This window comes from Pedobacter steynii (assembly GCF_900103665.1).
Lineage (GTDB): Bacteria > Bacteroidota > Bacteroidia > Sphingobacteriales > Sphingobacteriaceae > Pedobacter > Pedobacter steynii.
The window spans coordinates 332,235-346,746 of record NZ_FNGY01000007.1; the positions used below are offsets into that span (position 1 = coordinate 332,235).

General features: G+C 41.3%; 12 protein-coding genes. 5 read left to right on the forward strand and 7 right to left on the reverse strand.

Annotation, left to right across the window (positions count from 1 at the left end; genetic code table 11):
* Positions 1 to 40 precede the first annotated feature (40 nt).
* Both BLQ87_RS20530 and BLQ87_RS20535 read left to right on the forward strand, forming a co-directional pair.
* On the forward strand, positions 41 to 1,720 hold the full coding sequence (locus tag BLQ87_RS20530) for a GMC oxidoreductase (RefSeq protein ID WP_074610827.1): 1,680 nt from the start codon (positions 41 to 43) through the stop codon (positions 1,718 to 1,720).
* A gap of 4 nt (positions 1,721 to 1,724) precedes the next feature.
* On the forward strand, positions 1,725 to 2,330 hold the full coding sequence (locus tag BLQ87_RS20535; RefSeq protein ID WP_074610498.1) for a gluconate 2-dehydrogenase subunit 3 family protein: 606 nt from the start codon (positions 1,725 to 1,727) through the stop codon (positions 2,328 to 2,330).
* A gap of 48 nt (positions 2,331 to 2,378) precedes the next feature.
* Here the strand turns inward: BLQ87_RS20535 and BLQ87_RS20540 are convergent, their stop codons facing one another.
* Genes BLQ87_RS20540 through BLQ87_RS20555 form a run of 4 tightly spaced genes read right to left on the reverse strand, consistent with a single transcriptional unit; the run spans position 2,379 to position 5,029 of the window.
* On the reverse strand, positions 2,379 to 3,644 hold the full coding sequence (locus BLQ87_RS20540; protein ID WP_074610500.1) for an ATP-binding protein: 1,266 nt from the start codon (positions 3,642 to 3,644) through the stop codon (positions 2,379 to 2,381).
* 45 nt (positions 3,645 to 3,689) lie between these two features.
* Positions 3,690 to 4,004 (reverse strand): antibiotic biosynthesis monooxygenase family protein, encoded by a 315-nt coding sequence (locus tag BLQ87_RS20545; protein WP_074610502.1) that lies wholly within the window; start codon positions 4,002 to 4,004, stop codon positions 3,690 to 3,692.
* Positions 4,001 to 4,459 carry a DinB family protein gene (locus BLQ87_RS20550; protein WP_074610504.1) on the reverse strand — a complete coding sequence of 153 codons (459 nt, stop codon included), beginning with the start codon at positions 4,457 to 4,459 and terminating at the stop codon, positions 4,001 to 4,003. The genes BLQ87_RS20545 and BLQ87_RS20550 overlap by 4 nt, the downstream gene beginning before the upstream one ends.
* Positions 4,460 to 4,516: 57 nt before the next feature.
* On the reverse strand, positions 4,517 to 5,029 hold the full coding sequence (locus tag BLQ87_RS20555; protein ID WP_143010507.1) for a hypothetical protein: 513 nt from the start codon (positions 5,027 to 5,029) through the stop codon (positions 4,517 to 4,519).
* A gap of 305 nt (positions 5,030 to 5,334) precedes the next feature.
* Here BLQ87_RS20555 and BLQ87_RS20560 point away from each other — a divergent pair, with 305 nt between their 5' ends.
* Positions 5,335 to 6,504 (forward strand): 6-bladed beta-propeller, encoded by a 1,170-nt coding sequence (locus tag BLQ87_RS20560; protein WP_172664923.1) that lies wholly within the window; start codon positions 5,335 to 5,337, stop codon positions 6,502 to 6,504.
* A gap of 8 nt (positions 6,505 to 6,512) precedes the next feature.
* The gene (locus BLQ87_RS20565; protein ID WP_074610509.1) at positions 6,513 to 9,347 is read left to right on the forward strand and encodes a TonB-dependent receptor; all 2,835 of its coding nucleotides are present in this window, start codon (positions 6,513 to 6,515) and stop codon (positions 9,345 to 9,347) included.
* Positions 9,348 to 9,354: 7 nt separating this feature from the next.
* On the opposite strand, the gene BLQ87_RS20570 is transcribed toward BLQ87_RS20565, so the two are convergent.
* A complete protein-coding gene (locus BLQ87_RS20570; protein WP_074610511.1) occupies positions 9,355 to 10,323 on the reverse strand; it encodes a carboxylesterase family protein in 969 nt (322 codons plus the stop codon).
* Positions 10,324 to 10,535: 212 nt separating this feature from the next.
* On the opposite strand from BLQ87_RS20570, the gene BLQ87_RS20575 reads away from it, so the two are divergent.
* Positions 10,536 to 11,078 carry a GIN domain-containing protein gene (locus BLQ87_RS20575; protein ID WP_074610512.1) on the forward strand — a complete coding sequence of 181 codons (543 nt, stop codon included), beginning with the start codon at positions 10,536 to 10,538 and terminating at the stop codon, positions 11,076 to 11,078.
* Positions 11,079 to 11,149: 71 nt separating this feature from the next.
* Here the strand turns inward: BLQ87_RS20575 and BLQ87_RS20580 are convergent, their stop codons facing one another.
* Both BLQ87_RS20580 and BLQ87_RS20585 read right to left on the reverse strand, forming a co-directional pair.
* A complete protein-coding gene (locus BLQ87_RS20580; protein ID WP_074610514.1) occupies positions 11,150 to 12,502 on the reverse strand; it encodes a PhoH family protein in 1,353 nt (450 codons plus the stop codon).
* A 134-nt stretch (positions 12,503 to 12,636) separates the two neighbouring features.
* Positions 12,637 to 14,502, reverse strand: a complete 1,866-nt coding sequence (locus BLQ87_RS20585) for an alkaline phosphatase (protein WP_074610830.1) — start codon at positions 14,500 to 14,502, stop codon at positions 12,637 to 12,639.
* Positions 14,503 to 14,512: the final 10 nt, after the last annotated feature.

Sequence of the window (14,512 nt, forward strand, 5' to 3'; positions counted from 1 at the left end):
ATTTAAGATAACCAAATAAAACCTAACTGAACAAGAGATGATAGAAGATAACACCTATGATGCAATTGTCGTTGGCTCTGGCATCAGCGGCGGCTGGGCGGCAAAAGAACTTTGCGAAAAAGGCCTGAAAGTTTTAATGCTGGAGCGTGGCGGTCCCCATGAGCACATTAAAGATTATAAAACTGCTCAAAAGAATCCCTGGGAGTTTGAACACCGTGGAGGGACAACTACGGAGCAAAAAAAGAAATATCCGGTCATACATCGCGGCTGGGCTGCATCAGAAGCGGTAATGGATGCCTGGGCGAATGAAGAAGACTGCCCTTATACAGAAGTCAAGCCCTTTACCTGGTGGCGCAGCTATCGCATGGGGGGCCGTTCTATCCTTTGGGGAAGGCAATCTTATCGCTGGAGTCCAATGGACTTTGAAGCCAATGAAAAAGAAGGCATTGCTGTTCCCTGGCCAATCGGCTATGCGGATCTTGCACCATGGTATGATTATGTAGAGAAATTTGCAGGAATCAGCGGTTCAAAAGAAAACCTCGCGCAATTGCCCGATGGTCATTTCCTTCCCCCTATGGAATTGAACTGCGTAGAAAAAGATATGGCGGAAAGGCTGAAAAAACACTATAAAGACCAGCGTCACCTCATCATCGGAAGAACAGCAAACCTGACGGAAGCGATACCCGGAAGAACAAAATGCCAGTTTAGAAACCGTTGCTGGGAAGGTTGTCCTTTTGGTGGTTACTTCAGCACACAATCATCCACCCTGCCTGCGGCAATGAAAACCGGTAACCTTACGGTAATGCCCTATTCTTTAGTCACACAGATTTTATATGATCCAGACAAAAAGAAAGCAAAAGGTGTGGAAGTTTTAGATACGGAAACCAATAAAACCTATGAGTATCATAGTAAAATTGTCTTTTTATGTGCCTCTACCTTAAACACAGCCTGGATTTTATTTAATTCTGCCACCAGCGTCTGGCCGGGAGGATTGGGGAGCAGCAGTGGCGAGCTTGGACATAATGTAATGGATCACCATTATAACATTGGTGCACAGGGAACAATTGAAGGCTATGAGGATCAATATGTGTTCGGCAGAAGGGCGAATGGCTTTTATATTCCGAGATTTGCCAATCTATCAGGCGATAAAAGAGACTACCTGCGTGGATTTGGCTATCAGGGTGGTGCCAGCAGACAAGGCTGGAGCAGAGAAATTGCCGAGCTGAATATGGGTGGCAATTTTAAGGATGCTTTGACAGAACCCGGGCAATGGACAATTGGTGCAACTGCTTTTGGGGAGATCCTGCCCTATCATGAAAACAAGATTTCATTAGATCAAAATAAGAAAGATAAATGGGGATTGCCTGTCCTGTCTATGGATGCAGAATTAAAGGAAAATGAGCTTAAAATGCGGAAAGACATGCAGGAAGAGATGAAACAGATGTTTGATGCCGTGGGTGTAAAAAATATAAGTACCTGGGACGGCGGACATGCGTTGGGACATGGCATCCATGAAATGGGGACCGCAAGAATGGGAAGAGATCCAAAGACCTCTGTATTGAACAAATGGAATCAGGTCTGGGACTGTATGAACGTGTTTGTAACTGATGGGGCATGTATGACTTCCTCTGCCTGCCAAAACCCCTCACTAACGTATATGGCCTTAACTGCCAGAGCTGCAGATTATGCGGTAAGTGAATTAAAGAAAAATAACCTCTGACAATATGGAAAGAAGAGAACTTTTAAAAATGATTGCGGTACTGACCGGTGGCGTGATGATTGGCGGCAATGCGCTCCTTAGCGGCTGTAATTCGGAGCCCAAAGTAGGTCAGTATCACCTTTTCAGTAAAGAAGACATTGATTTTCTGAACGAAGTTGCAGAAACCATCTTGCCGGAAACGAAAACCCCGGGCGCCAAAGCGGCAAACGTAGGGCAATTTATGACGGTAATGGTGACTGATTGTTATGAAACAAAAGATCAGAAAGCTTTTAGACAAGGAATAAAAGACCTGAATTCGGCTTGTGAGAAAATGCACAAAACCGGCTTTATGAAAGCGAAGCCAGAACAGCGGCTGTCCTTATTAACAGCACTGGATAAAGAGGCAAAAGCATATCAGGCAAAAAAAGGGGAACTGGAAGAACTGGAACGAAAAAAAGATAAGGATTTTCCAGGTTTGCCAAATCATTATTTCCTGATGATGAAACAACTGACGATGTTGGGTTACTTTACTTCGGAAGCCGGTTGTACGCAGGCCTTACGTTACCAGGCTGTGCCCGGTAAATATGAAGGCTCCGTTCCCTATAAAAAGGGAGACAAGGCCTGGGCCTGATGAGATAAAGGGTGTTCTTTTTTTCAGAACACCCTTTATCTGTACTTTTTATATCGCCAAAAAGCTCATCAGCTCTTCCTTTTCTTCTGCTTCCATCTCCACAATTCCTTCGATAACCTGGAACAATTGCCCACGATCTGCAGAATTCAGGAGCACGTGGATCAATCTGACAAATGCTTTCTTTTGATCTATACTTAAACCGCTGAATAACTTCGGTTGAATCTCATAGATCACCTTTAATGTTTCTACGAGATCCTGTCTTTTCATTTGTTCTTCCGCTTCAAATTTTGGCAGTACACCTTCCAGTTCATATTTCTCGATCAGCTTATTGGAAAACTCTTTCAGAAAGGGTTTTCTTTTCATTCTCAAAAGCTCATTGACTTTTTTAATCAGGTATTTATACTCTGAAGAAGATTTGGTCCGGCTGTATAATTTTACCTGCGCATCATGATCAGAACTGCTGAAATCAAACTCATTAAAGAATTCGCTTTCAATGAAAACACTGTGATAGTATTCATCGGCCTTTTTGTTAAGCGTAGTATAATCTTTATAGACCTCCTGTCCTTTATGATTGATAAAATAATTTTTAGACAATTCCTTATGTAAGGATTCCTTCCATTGGATAAACTTAACTTTAAACACCGTATTGCTATCCGGATACCGGAATACCAGTCCTTCTTCGTAATCAATGATATTGTCCTGATAAATTAAAGGCTTTCCGTTGATGACAATTGAAAATCCCCGGTTTTTATTCAGCTCCAAAAACCAGCAGAACTCTGCCTGTAAATAAGGGATGATGCTCAACTCTACTGCTTCTTTAGAAAGCTGGATGTTTGAAAAGGAAACCGTTGTGCCGGTTGTGCCGCTCTTTACATCTTCGTTTAATAAGGCAGACTCGTAATTGTTCAGTCCGCCGATAGCGACCTGAATACTGCCGTTTTTATAAACACCCTGCTCTTCATAAGTTGTATTCCATTCTGCATGGTGTGCAAAGGTGAAAAAGGTGAGCCTTCCTACCCCATTCTTTCCATGCATGGTCGACTTATGGAGGTGGATCCGTTGCTCCATTGCTTTTTCCGACTCGTAAAAGGGATTAAATTTATCCTTTAGATAAGCGAAGTTTATTCCATAACCATTGTCTGAAACTTTCAGGCTTTCCAATGTCCCCAGTTCATTATGGGTATAATCGATCCGGATGGTATCCGCCTTAGCGTCAAAGCCATTCCAGATGTATTCTGCAAGTGCCTGTTTTTCATTATAAAGACGCAGGACTTTTTTTATACCGGTAGAAGTGATGTTTACATGATTTGCCATATTCAGACGCTTAAAATTAGGAAGCACAAAGTTAAGTTTATTTGGCTATCCTTTATCCACAATCGGCTTTGGGACCACCATTTCATAGTGCTCCACCCTTGGAAAAGGATCGTAGTATTTATGCAGCAACTTTTTCCATTCCTGGTATTCTGCGGATTGCCTGAACCCTATGGTATGGTCTTCTACAGTATCCCAGTTGACCAGCAAAAGATACCTGCTGCCAACTTCCAGACAGCGCTGGAGCTGGTGTCCCTGATAGCCTTTCATCTTACTGATGATCAGAGATGCGGTGGCAAAATCACGCTCAAAGGAATTGGCTTCGGAAGGAATCACGTCCAGTACAGCAACTTCTAATATCATTTCTTTTCTCTTGTATAAGTGATGTACATCAGGTCCGGAGCAGTGGTCAAAAACGGCTTGATCAGACTTACAATCTGTCCCTGATGGTATCCGGAATGGATGAAAATATGGGTCAGCATATCAGAGATGCTCGTCTCGTAACTGACTCCTTTAGTGGTATAATAATGAACTTTTCTACTCAGGTCTTCCTCCTCAATGCTGTGGAGGAAATCAGTAATTAGTTTTCTGTTGTAATCCAGTTCCTGTTGCCATCGCTCCATGTCAAAATGTGCCCAGACCTGTACGTCCTGCATTTCTCCAACCATTCTGCTACCCCAGATGCGGCTGGCGGCGATCAAATGGTTAAAAAGGTCCTGCGCACGTTGAGGAATCTCCGTTGCGCCTTGCATTGCGGCGAGTAGTCTGGCATTGGTCCAGTAATCAAACTCCAGCAGATTGAAAAAATAATCCTTCATAAAATTTATTTTATGAAGGACAAGTTATTAAAAATCGTGAAAAGTTAACAGTCTTATTTACAAGACCAATAAGCTATTTATTTCGTAAGCCAGATTCGGCGTATTACCGATCTTATAAAGCCTTCCTGACATCACCACTTCTTTCAACAGTAGTGTTTTGAATGTTTCTGAACCTGATTTATGATGCAGTTTAAGGACTTTACCATCATTCAAATTCATTTCCATCTGACCGCTGGCATTCACTTTTGAGATCTGTCCTTTTATTTTCAATTCTGCTTCCTGCTTATTTTTCATAAAAGGCGCAATATTGTTCAGGTTAAGAATATCGACATTTTTCAAAGGTGCTCCCAAAAGCAGGGTTCCTTTAAGCGCTGCTACCGGCTGAAGTCTGACCGCTTCCTCGCCACGCTGCAAAAATTGATTGGCAATGATAAAAGCAAGCAGCAAAAACGCAATCACTTTCATGCTGCGAATGCCTCTTGCGCTATATACAAAATATGTTTTTTCGGTGTTAACTCCTTTTAAAATCTCATTAACTCCCAATGATCTTTTTTTAATCAGCTGTCCCATGATGGTTTGGTTATTTATTTCTGGTACAAATCTGAGGTATTTTTTCTCCACCAATCTTGATCTATGGTAAAAAAACGAAAATATTAAGAAACTATGACTATTCTATAACGACTACGCAAACGTTTGACTTACAAAAGTTAAGGGAAATCTGAAATTAAATATATAGGTTTAATAGAAAGTTAACCAAACGTCATTAAACCACCACCAACCCATCCATGTTAAAAAATACGCTCTTTGTACTTTTGTCCTGTTTTTTTCTTTCCGCGATCAGTAAAGCTCAAGTCAGTAAAATAGACAGTTCAGAAATGGTTACGTTACGAATAGACCCCGAAAGCTCCAGAGGTGCAGCTGTTTCCCGTTTTTTCGACGAGGTGAACTTCATTCCTCTGGAAACGACAAAAGAGAGTCTATTTGGATCAATCAACCAACTCAGCGTGACTGAAGACTGTTTTGTCATCTTTGACTGGGATACCAAATCAGTTTTGATCTTCAACAAAGCAGGGAAATTTAAAACCAGAATAAATGCCAGCAAGATGGAAAATCCTGAAGACAAGAAGGGAACTGAAAATTTCTATGGCTTCAATCTGAAAACTGAAAATGGTGTTGTTTCCATTCAGATCAATACGATGAAATATAATACGTACTTCGACCTGAATGGGAAGTTCGTAAAAAGGGTCCTCACAAAAAAAGACATAGACACCGATCCTGAATATTTTAAATTCAAAGAAGGCGCAAAGATCAATAAAAATCATTTGTACAAAAAAGATAAGGACAGCTCCTACTATGAAATCGCCATTCTTAAAAACAAAAAAGAGGTAGGGATCTATTTTCCGTATCAGGCAGACAGGTATACAAATGATGAGTTTTTGAGTGCCGGTGGTGATGCGATTACAAACTACGGGCTGGAAAATGAAAAGTTTTTCAGAAGACCCTACGATTATAATATCTACAAGATTACACCTGAAAAACTATTCCTCGCTTACCGGCTTATATTCCCCATAAACAACTCTACACCAACAGATTTTATGGAGAACCCTGTCTACAAAAAGAAAAGAATAGCATTCTTTGAAAAAAATAAAGACATATTTTACTCCATTAGTAATACCTATAAAATCGGGAATCTGCTTTTTTTTAAAGTGCACAATATGGCCTGGGATACGCAGCAGAAAACTGCATTGATTTATCATTTAAAAACGACTGAATTAACATCAATAAAGGACCTGGAACCGGATTCCCTATCCAATTATCTCCCCATCACTGATGCCGGTTTCCATTATGACTTTTCCAGCCGTGGTTTTTTAGGCTACGATGATGGATATTTATATACCAGCTATTCCTCATTAGCCATGTTTACATTTAAGGAACAGAGTGCAGGTAAAAAAGCCACATACCCCCCGCTACTGACCGGTTACTTTAAAACGGGGAACAAAAAAAGCAACCCGGTTATCATTCAGTTAAAACCTAAGAAAGATTAGCTCTCCCTATGCGTATATTTTATTTCTATCTCCTGGTATTTTTACCGGCGATCACCATTAATAGTTCCAAAGCACAACAAAATACCCCGGTTCATATCGGTACAGTGAAAGGCATTGTAAGGGATACCGCCAGAAATTATGTATTAAAATCAGCCACGGTATCCATTTATAAAGCGAAAGACAGCAGTTTACTCAGCTACCAGATCAGCAATAATTACGGAGAATTCAGTTTCAAAAACCTACCTGTTAATACAGGTTTAAGAATAGACATTAGTCATGTTGGCTATCAGCTGCTGCGGAAGATCTTTAGCATTCCGGGCTCCAAAAATGCAATCGACCTGCAAACTTTAATCATTAGCCCCAGCGACATTACGTTAAAGGATGTCGTGATTTCAATCCCACCAATCAGCATGAACGGAGATACCCTGGAATTCAATGCGGCTGCGTTTAAACTGGACAGCAATGCTGTGGTAGAAGATCTGTTGAGAAAAATACCAAATGTAACCTTATGGGGGGATGGACAGATTACCGTCAATGGCCGCGAGGTGAAAAGCCTGTTGGTAAACGGAAAGCCTTTTTTTGGTAATAATCCAAAAATAGCCCTCCAGAACATTGCTAAAAATGCCCTGGAAAAAATACAGGTATACCATACACAGAAAGATAAAAGCAACCCGCTGGATTCCACACTGGAAGTAAATCTTAAACTTAAAAAGGGAAAAGATATTGGTTATTTTGGAAAAATCGGAATAGGTTATGGGACAAACCATCGCTACGAAGGAGACGCCAGCTTTAATCTTTTCTCTCCAAAAATGCAGCTGGCCGTTATCGCAGCCAGTAATAACGTGAACAAGATTCCTAATGATGCAGAAACCTTAACATCCAATAGTACTTTCAAGGGGATAAATACAAATGTCGAATACCAGCCTGATTTCAGAACAACGGGACTTACCCAACCGACAACTGTCGGAGTAACCTTCCAGTATAACTTTGTGGAGAAGCCAACCTGGAATAACAAAAATGCTTTGTCTTCTAATTATTTCTTACAGCATAAAGACAATGAAAACCTCAGTGATAAAATAACGGTAACCTCCATCAACAATACAGACAAAATCTTTGAAAAAAGCAGCAATAAGGGAACAGCTGTAAGTACCAATCAAAAATTCGATTCCGGTTATGAATGGCTGAAAGACAATAAATCCCTGCGGATTTCACAATCGATGACCATAAACGACGGAGATACAAAGTCAGAGACCCGGAGAACTGCCGAGAATACAAAAAACGAGCTGACCAGCACCAATAACAGCCTCAATCAAAACAATTATAAAAATAGAAAATTCAACCTGGATGCCACTTATCAAGTCGCCCGAAATTACATGAAACCCATGCAATTGTTTAAAGGACTTAAGGCAACTTATGCAGTACAGGTTCATGATGATCAAAATCAAAGCCTGAACATCACCGCATTTAAATCTTATACAGACGCAGCTTCTGATCAAAAATTTAATCGAAAATATGACACCCGCTCCAAAGGAATTAACCAACAAATCGATTTAGAGTTCATGGACTTAAAGTCAATGTTTTTTGGTCGTAAGCAACTGGCCGGAATAGATTTCTCATTGACTAATAACCTGAATTTACGGACAACTGACCAACAGGATCAGGTTCAGGACCTTGAGCCGAACAATAGTCATTATGAGAACAATACGTATTTGACCAATAACGTCAATACGACTATCATCGAAGAAACCCCAGGTTTAAATTTCAAAAAGACCTTCAGCAGGAACTTATCCAACAGATACAGTAAAAATCTAACCATCAGATTTTTACCAAAACAAAAATTTCTCCACCAGAACAATGAATCAGAAAAATCCTTTCAGAATATCAAACGAAGTTATACTAAGTTTTTACCTGATGCAGCCATTGACTACAATGACCATCAGTTTGGGGAATATTACAGAAATTATACGCTGTCCTTTAGTACGAAGATTCAAATGCCGACCTTACAGCAAATGGCACCACTAGCAGATAGTACAAACCTATACTCCCTGCAAAAGGGAAACCTGAATTTGAAAGCGGCAACAGAAAAAGTAATTGCTTTTACATTCAACCATTCAGATCAGGGCACCAAAAACACTTTAAATTACAATACCCGGATCAGTGCCGGTATGATCAATGACAGGATCGTTGATAGCATCTATATTGACCATCAAAACAGGCGAAGTATTTATTTAACCAATGCGAATGGTCATAAATACCTGAATTTCTATGCCAACGTTCGTAAAGCATATAAGTTTAAAACCTCTGAGATCCAGTTCGGATTGAGTACAAACATTGACGCTAATAAAAGCCCGGGATATACCAATAATGTATTTACCTTCTCCAAAAATTTAAACACAGGTTCCAGATTAAGCGTAAACTATACCTATCAGGGACATTTTGCCCTGGCAGTCGCCCATAATTACAATACTTACAGCTCAAAACAGGAAGCTTTTAATACGGGTTATAGCGGAACAAACCAGGCGACTTCCATCAGCTCGAGTTACAATGTCACGAGGAGATTCACTTTAAACAGCAATGTAAGTTTCAATACGAGTACCTCGAAGGATACGGAAGACATTAATTTCACGATTTGGAATGCCGGTGCGGTGTATAGATTCCTAAAAGGGAACAATGCGGAGTTTAAACTATCCGCATTGGATTTACTACATCAAAACACAAGTGTGATCAATTATGCAAATGCCAATAGTTTTACTACCGGAACACAAAAGGTATTGCAACAGTACTTTATGGTCACCATTTCTTACTACCCCAGACAGTTTGGAAAAAAAACAGCTAAAAAATAAAACCTTACTACTTTTTTATCAGTTTGTAAACATCTTGTCTTTCGTTATTCACGACAAACTGTTGCTTTCTTTTTTTACCAGAGAATACAATATCGACCGGTTCGTTTTCTTTGATAAAAAATTTATGCTCCTGATAAGGTTTGATTTCCAGCCGATGGTTTCCCATCGTTCCGATCAATACTCCGGAACCTGCATCCACCTTAATGGTGTCATTCTTCAAGCTATTCACATAATAGCCCTGATAACGTTCCAGATCTTCTTTGGCAACCGTAATCTGGCTATATTTAAATTTTTTCTGACTAAGCATCCAGGTGTATAAACTATCTGTATTGTAGGCCGCAGTCCAGCTGTCATGCCCGGCATCCGGATAAACCGTGAATTTTACTGCCGGATTGTGATGGCGAAGTGCTTCCACCATCTCCTGACTGGCCTTTAGCGGAACCGCATCGTCTTTAGCGCCATGGAACGCCCAGGTCGGGGTATTCCGCATCAACCAAACCTTCGAGCTGTCTCCTCCTCCGCAAACAGGAATTACTGCCGCAAACAATCCGGGATATTTTATCGCCATGTCCCAGCTGCCAAAGCCCCCCATACTTAAACCCGTCAGGTACAAACGATCTTCATCTATACGGTATTTCTTCTGCAGAGATCGCATCAGACGCATCAGGTCCTTACTTTCCCAGCCTTCACCTGCATGTGCCTGAGGAGAAACCAAAATAAAAGGGAATTTTCTTCCTGCTTCCACCAATTTGGGCAGTCCGTTTATTTTCACCTTTTCCAAATCATTTCCGCGTTCACCGCTACCATGTAAAAACAAGACCAGCGGAAATTTCTTCAATGAATCCTGCTGATAACCTTCCGGGAGGTACAATAAATAATTGCTTTCTATGATTAATTTTTCGTGGCGCTGCTGAGCAGAAACCATCCTGCTGAAGAAACAGATCAGAAAAAGGGAGATTAAAAATAGTCTTTTCATAACATTAAAATGATCGGTTTTAGATTTGGTATCCCCTAAGATACTAAATCGACGAAAATATTTTCGTCGATTGGTCGAATACTATTGGCCGTTGGTCGACTGCGATTTCCGCATGGTCTAATGCTGCAAAAACCGCTGAAACGTTTCTGCCAGGATGATGTCTTATCTACAAAACAACAACAAAATAATTAAAAACTTAAAAACTAAAAGATATGAAAACTGCCATCAAAACCCTAATCGCTTCTTCGTTAACAGCCATCGTTTTAACTTCTTCAGCATTCACCACTTTCGCTAAAGAAAAAGCACCAATCCACAGTTCAGTTACTGTAAAGTTCAATAAGGTAGTCGTAACCGGAAACGCCAAAGTCGTATTGATCCAAAGCAATACAGAAACCGTTGCTTCAAACGAAGAATTGAATGAAAACACAACCGTTAAACAAAAAGGATATACTTTGTACATCAACTCTACGGAAGAAAATCCTTCAACAATCTATGTACATGTAAAAGACCTGCAAAGGATTGATGCTTCAAATACTGCCAATGTAAAAACCCGTGGTGATTTCGATCTTCAGGTATTACAGATCTTCTTAAAAGATGATGCTAAAGCAAATGTAAATGCAAAAGTAGGTAGTCTTTACACCGACATGCAAGGTCAGTCTGACTTAAAATTAAGCGGTTCATCAGCAGAACACCACCTGGTTAGAAACGAGGTGTCTAAACTAAACCTGAATGACTTTGTAATCGCTAAACTTTAGGATCATTACCGCCCAAAGCGTTTGATATACGCAACAAGAAACCGTTCTAAGCCATGAACGGTTTTTTTGTGTTACAGCAAATCGTTCGCGAGATTGGCCAGTTCACTCCGCTCCCCTTTATCCAGGGTAATGTGTGCATACAAAGGGTGGTTTTTAGCGCTCTCGATCAGGTAGGACAGGCCATTACTTTCGGCATCAAGATAAGGGGTATCGATTTGATAGATATCCCCCGTAAAAACAATCTTTGTTTCCTCTCCTGCCCTGGAAATGATCGTTTTAATCTCATGTGGCGTTAAATTCTGGGCTTCATCCACAATGAAAAATATTTTGGTAAGTGTGCGTCCCCGGATATAAGCCAAAGGGGCAATCACAATTTTTTCGGTGCTGACAAACTCGTCGATCTTTGCCTGCGCTTTGGGGTCGTCGGTATATTGCTCCTTAATAAAACGGAGGTTATCCCAGATCGGCGCCATATAAGGGTCTATTTTTGATTTCGCATCACCGGGGAGAAAGCCAATATCCTTGTTACTCAGGGCTACAATTGGCCGTGTTACATAAATTTGCCGGTAATCCTTACGTTGTTCCAGTGCGCTGGCGATGGCCAATAATGTTTTTCCCGTCCCGGCCTTTCCCTGTATCGTGACCAGCTTTACTGCCGGATTTAACATGGCATGGATCGCCATGCTCTGCTCCTCGTTTCTTGGCGCTATATTAAACACCTTTTGTGCTTTTACAGTAACCATCATTCCTGCTTTCACATCATGATAAGCCGTAACCGGCTTCCGCTTACTTTTCAGGATATAAAAATGATTGCCCGTTTCCGGAGCCAGTTCCAGCTGATCAGCGTTTGCAGTTCCTGTAGCCTTCAGCTCATCCAGCAGCTCAGCGCTCACATTTGTCAGCGTTGTTTTTCCGGTATATAATGCATCGACATTTTTAATTTTGCCGGTCTCATAATCTTCCGCATGTAAGTCCAGGGATTTGGCCTTTAACCGCAGGCAGATGTCCTTGGAAACCAGTACAATTTTTTTATCCGGAAACTCTTCTTTCAAGCTTAATGCCGCATTTAAGATGCGGTGGTCAAATTTACCAGCCCCAAAGATAGCTTCGGCATTCAAAAGAGAGGGTTTATAATCCATCACCACTTTAAAATGCCCACGCTTGCTTCCTTTCAATGGAATCCATTTGTTCATCACCTGCTCTCCGGAAGCACTGTCCATCAGCCGGATAAAACTTCTTGCTTCTGCATTTCTGGTTTCATTTCCATTTTTCATATTGTCCAGTTCTTCCAAAACCTGGATAGGAATGGCTACATCATGTTCCTGAAAATTATTGAAAGCACTATGATCATACAAGATAACCGAAGTATCCAATACAAAGATCTTTTTTTGGGGAGGTGTGCGCTGTAGGATAGATTTACTCATGACACCTAAAAATAGCGAAAATCATAAATAAATCCTGTGAATTAAGGGAATAAGTTCCGAAACTTATGGAAAGAGAAGCGCAGGAATAAAAACCCGGCCGCTTTCTGAACTGAAAACAGCCGGGAAGGGTATTTCTATTTTTTCTTTTTATTCTTCAATCCGATCACTTTAAGGATCTTATGAAAAATTTCATTGTTGGCATAAGTCCCACGGAATTCCGCTGAACCTGGCCCATAGGCAAATACAGGAACCATAATATTGGTATGGTCGTTGGTGCTGAAATGACCACTGATCATTCCTTTCTCTGCTGAGGCATCCAATAAGGTCAGTCCGCCTGTTTCATGATCTGCTGTGATCACCACTAAGGTTTCTCCATTCTGATCAGCAAAACGCAACGCTGCTTCGACCGTTTTATCAAAATCGTGAAGTTCAGTCACCACGTAAGGCAAGTCGTTTGCATGACCTCCGTAATCGATCTGTGCGCCCTCGGCCATCACAAAGAAACCTTCTTTATTGCCGGAAAGCATTTTCAAACTGTGTACTAAAGCTTCTTTTAACAGCGCTCCACGGCCATCTTTCACCGGACGGGTTGCCGTATCAGGAAGCAATACCAGTTGCCTGCCTTTGCTTTCTTTGTAAAAACCGGCAGCGCTCGTGTTCAGTTTAAATCCCTGATCGGCCAGTTTGTTCATCAAAGCTGCATCTTTATTTTTGAGAAAGCTTTTTTGATTGGAACCTAGCAGGATTTCTACTTTACTGCTCAGCAAATCAGCAGCAATTTCTGAACTCATGGACCGGTCCACCTGATGCGCATAAAATACGGCAGGGGTCGCATCGGTAATGTCGCCAACACTGATAATTCCACTTTTAATGCCATAATTGGCCAGGGTATCCACCAGGTTGGTTCTTTTCTTTTGATCAGCACCTACACCGATGTACCGGTTATTGGTTTTCTCTCCGATGGCCATTGCCGATCCACCCGCTGCAGAATCCGTATTTCCTGCATCTGCTGCTGCAGTTTGTGAAAAACCAATGTTATGGATGTTACTCATATTGAGCTGTCCGTGATTGGCAATATAACCCGCATGAATTTGTGCCAGTCCCATTCCGTCTCCAATCAGCAGGATTACATTTTTAACCGGTTTCTGCAGTCCGTCGACCTTATACTCCGGAGTGTATACCGGATAAGCGACCGGATTCGTATAACTAAGCTTATCCTTATGAAGGTGAAATTCCTTTAATTTCTCAGGCTGATCGGTATTGATCCAGTCTGCACCCAGTCGCTCCAGCACAATCCAGGTATTGGGGCTGTCTTGAGTAGCCCAAAAACGGAATGGCTTATGTTGCTGATGCGCCTTTTCGATAACAGTGCTAAGCTTTGCAAGGTCCGGAGCTGTTGGATTTCCTTTTCCATTCCAGGGCGTATAGTTTTTGATGTCATCGCTGATCATGGCCACCCGCTTCAGCTGATCCTCCGTATAAGTGGTATACGGACGGCCATCAAAAGAAATGTAATCCGGATAATTCTTAAAGTCGGCTGGTACAGGAACATCACCACTAATGACAATCCTGATCGCTTTTGAATTTTTACTGCTGTTGAATACATCCTGATAACCTTCCAGGTCTTTGATCAACTGACTAAGCACCTTTGCGTAATCTTTTTTTATGTCGACCACCAATTGCAACCTGCCCGTAGAATCGGCGTAAGGCCTGTTTCCATTCTGACGGTAAAAGCCAGCCAGCGGCTCCAGGTATAGCTTTTTCAAGGTGATGCCTGCTTTTATTTCTGAAGGATCATGCGCCACGTATAATGCGCCGTCTTTTAAAAAAACATCCGCTTCAATCGAGCCCATTCCCGCATAGTAGGCCGTCAGCAAGGGAATATTCTGGTGATAGTCGTTATGACTATGACCAGAATTAACATTTAAAGGCCGTTGTGCCTTTGTTTCCCCTACCCATAAAGCGGCGACAAACAACGCACAACGAATCATATTTTTCATTTCAATTCTC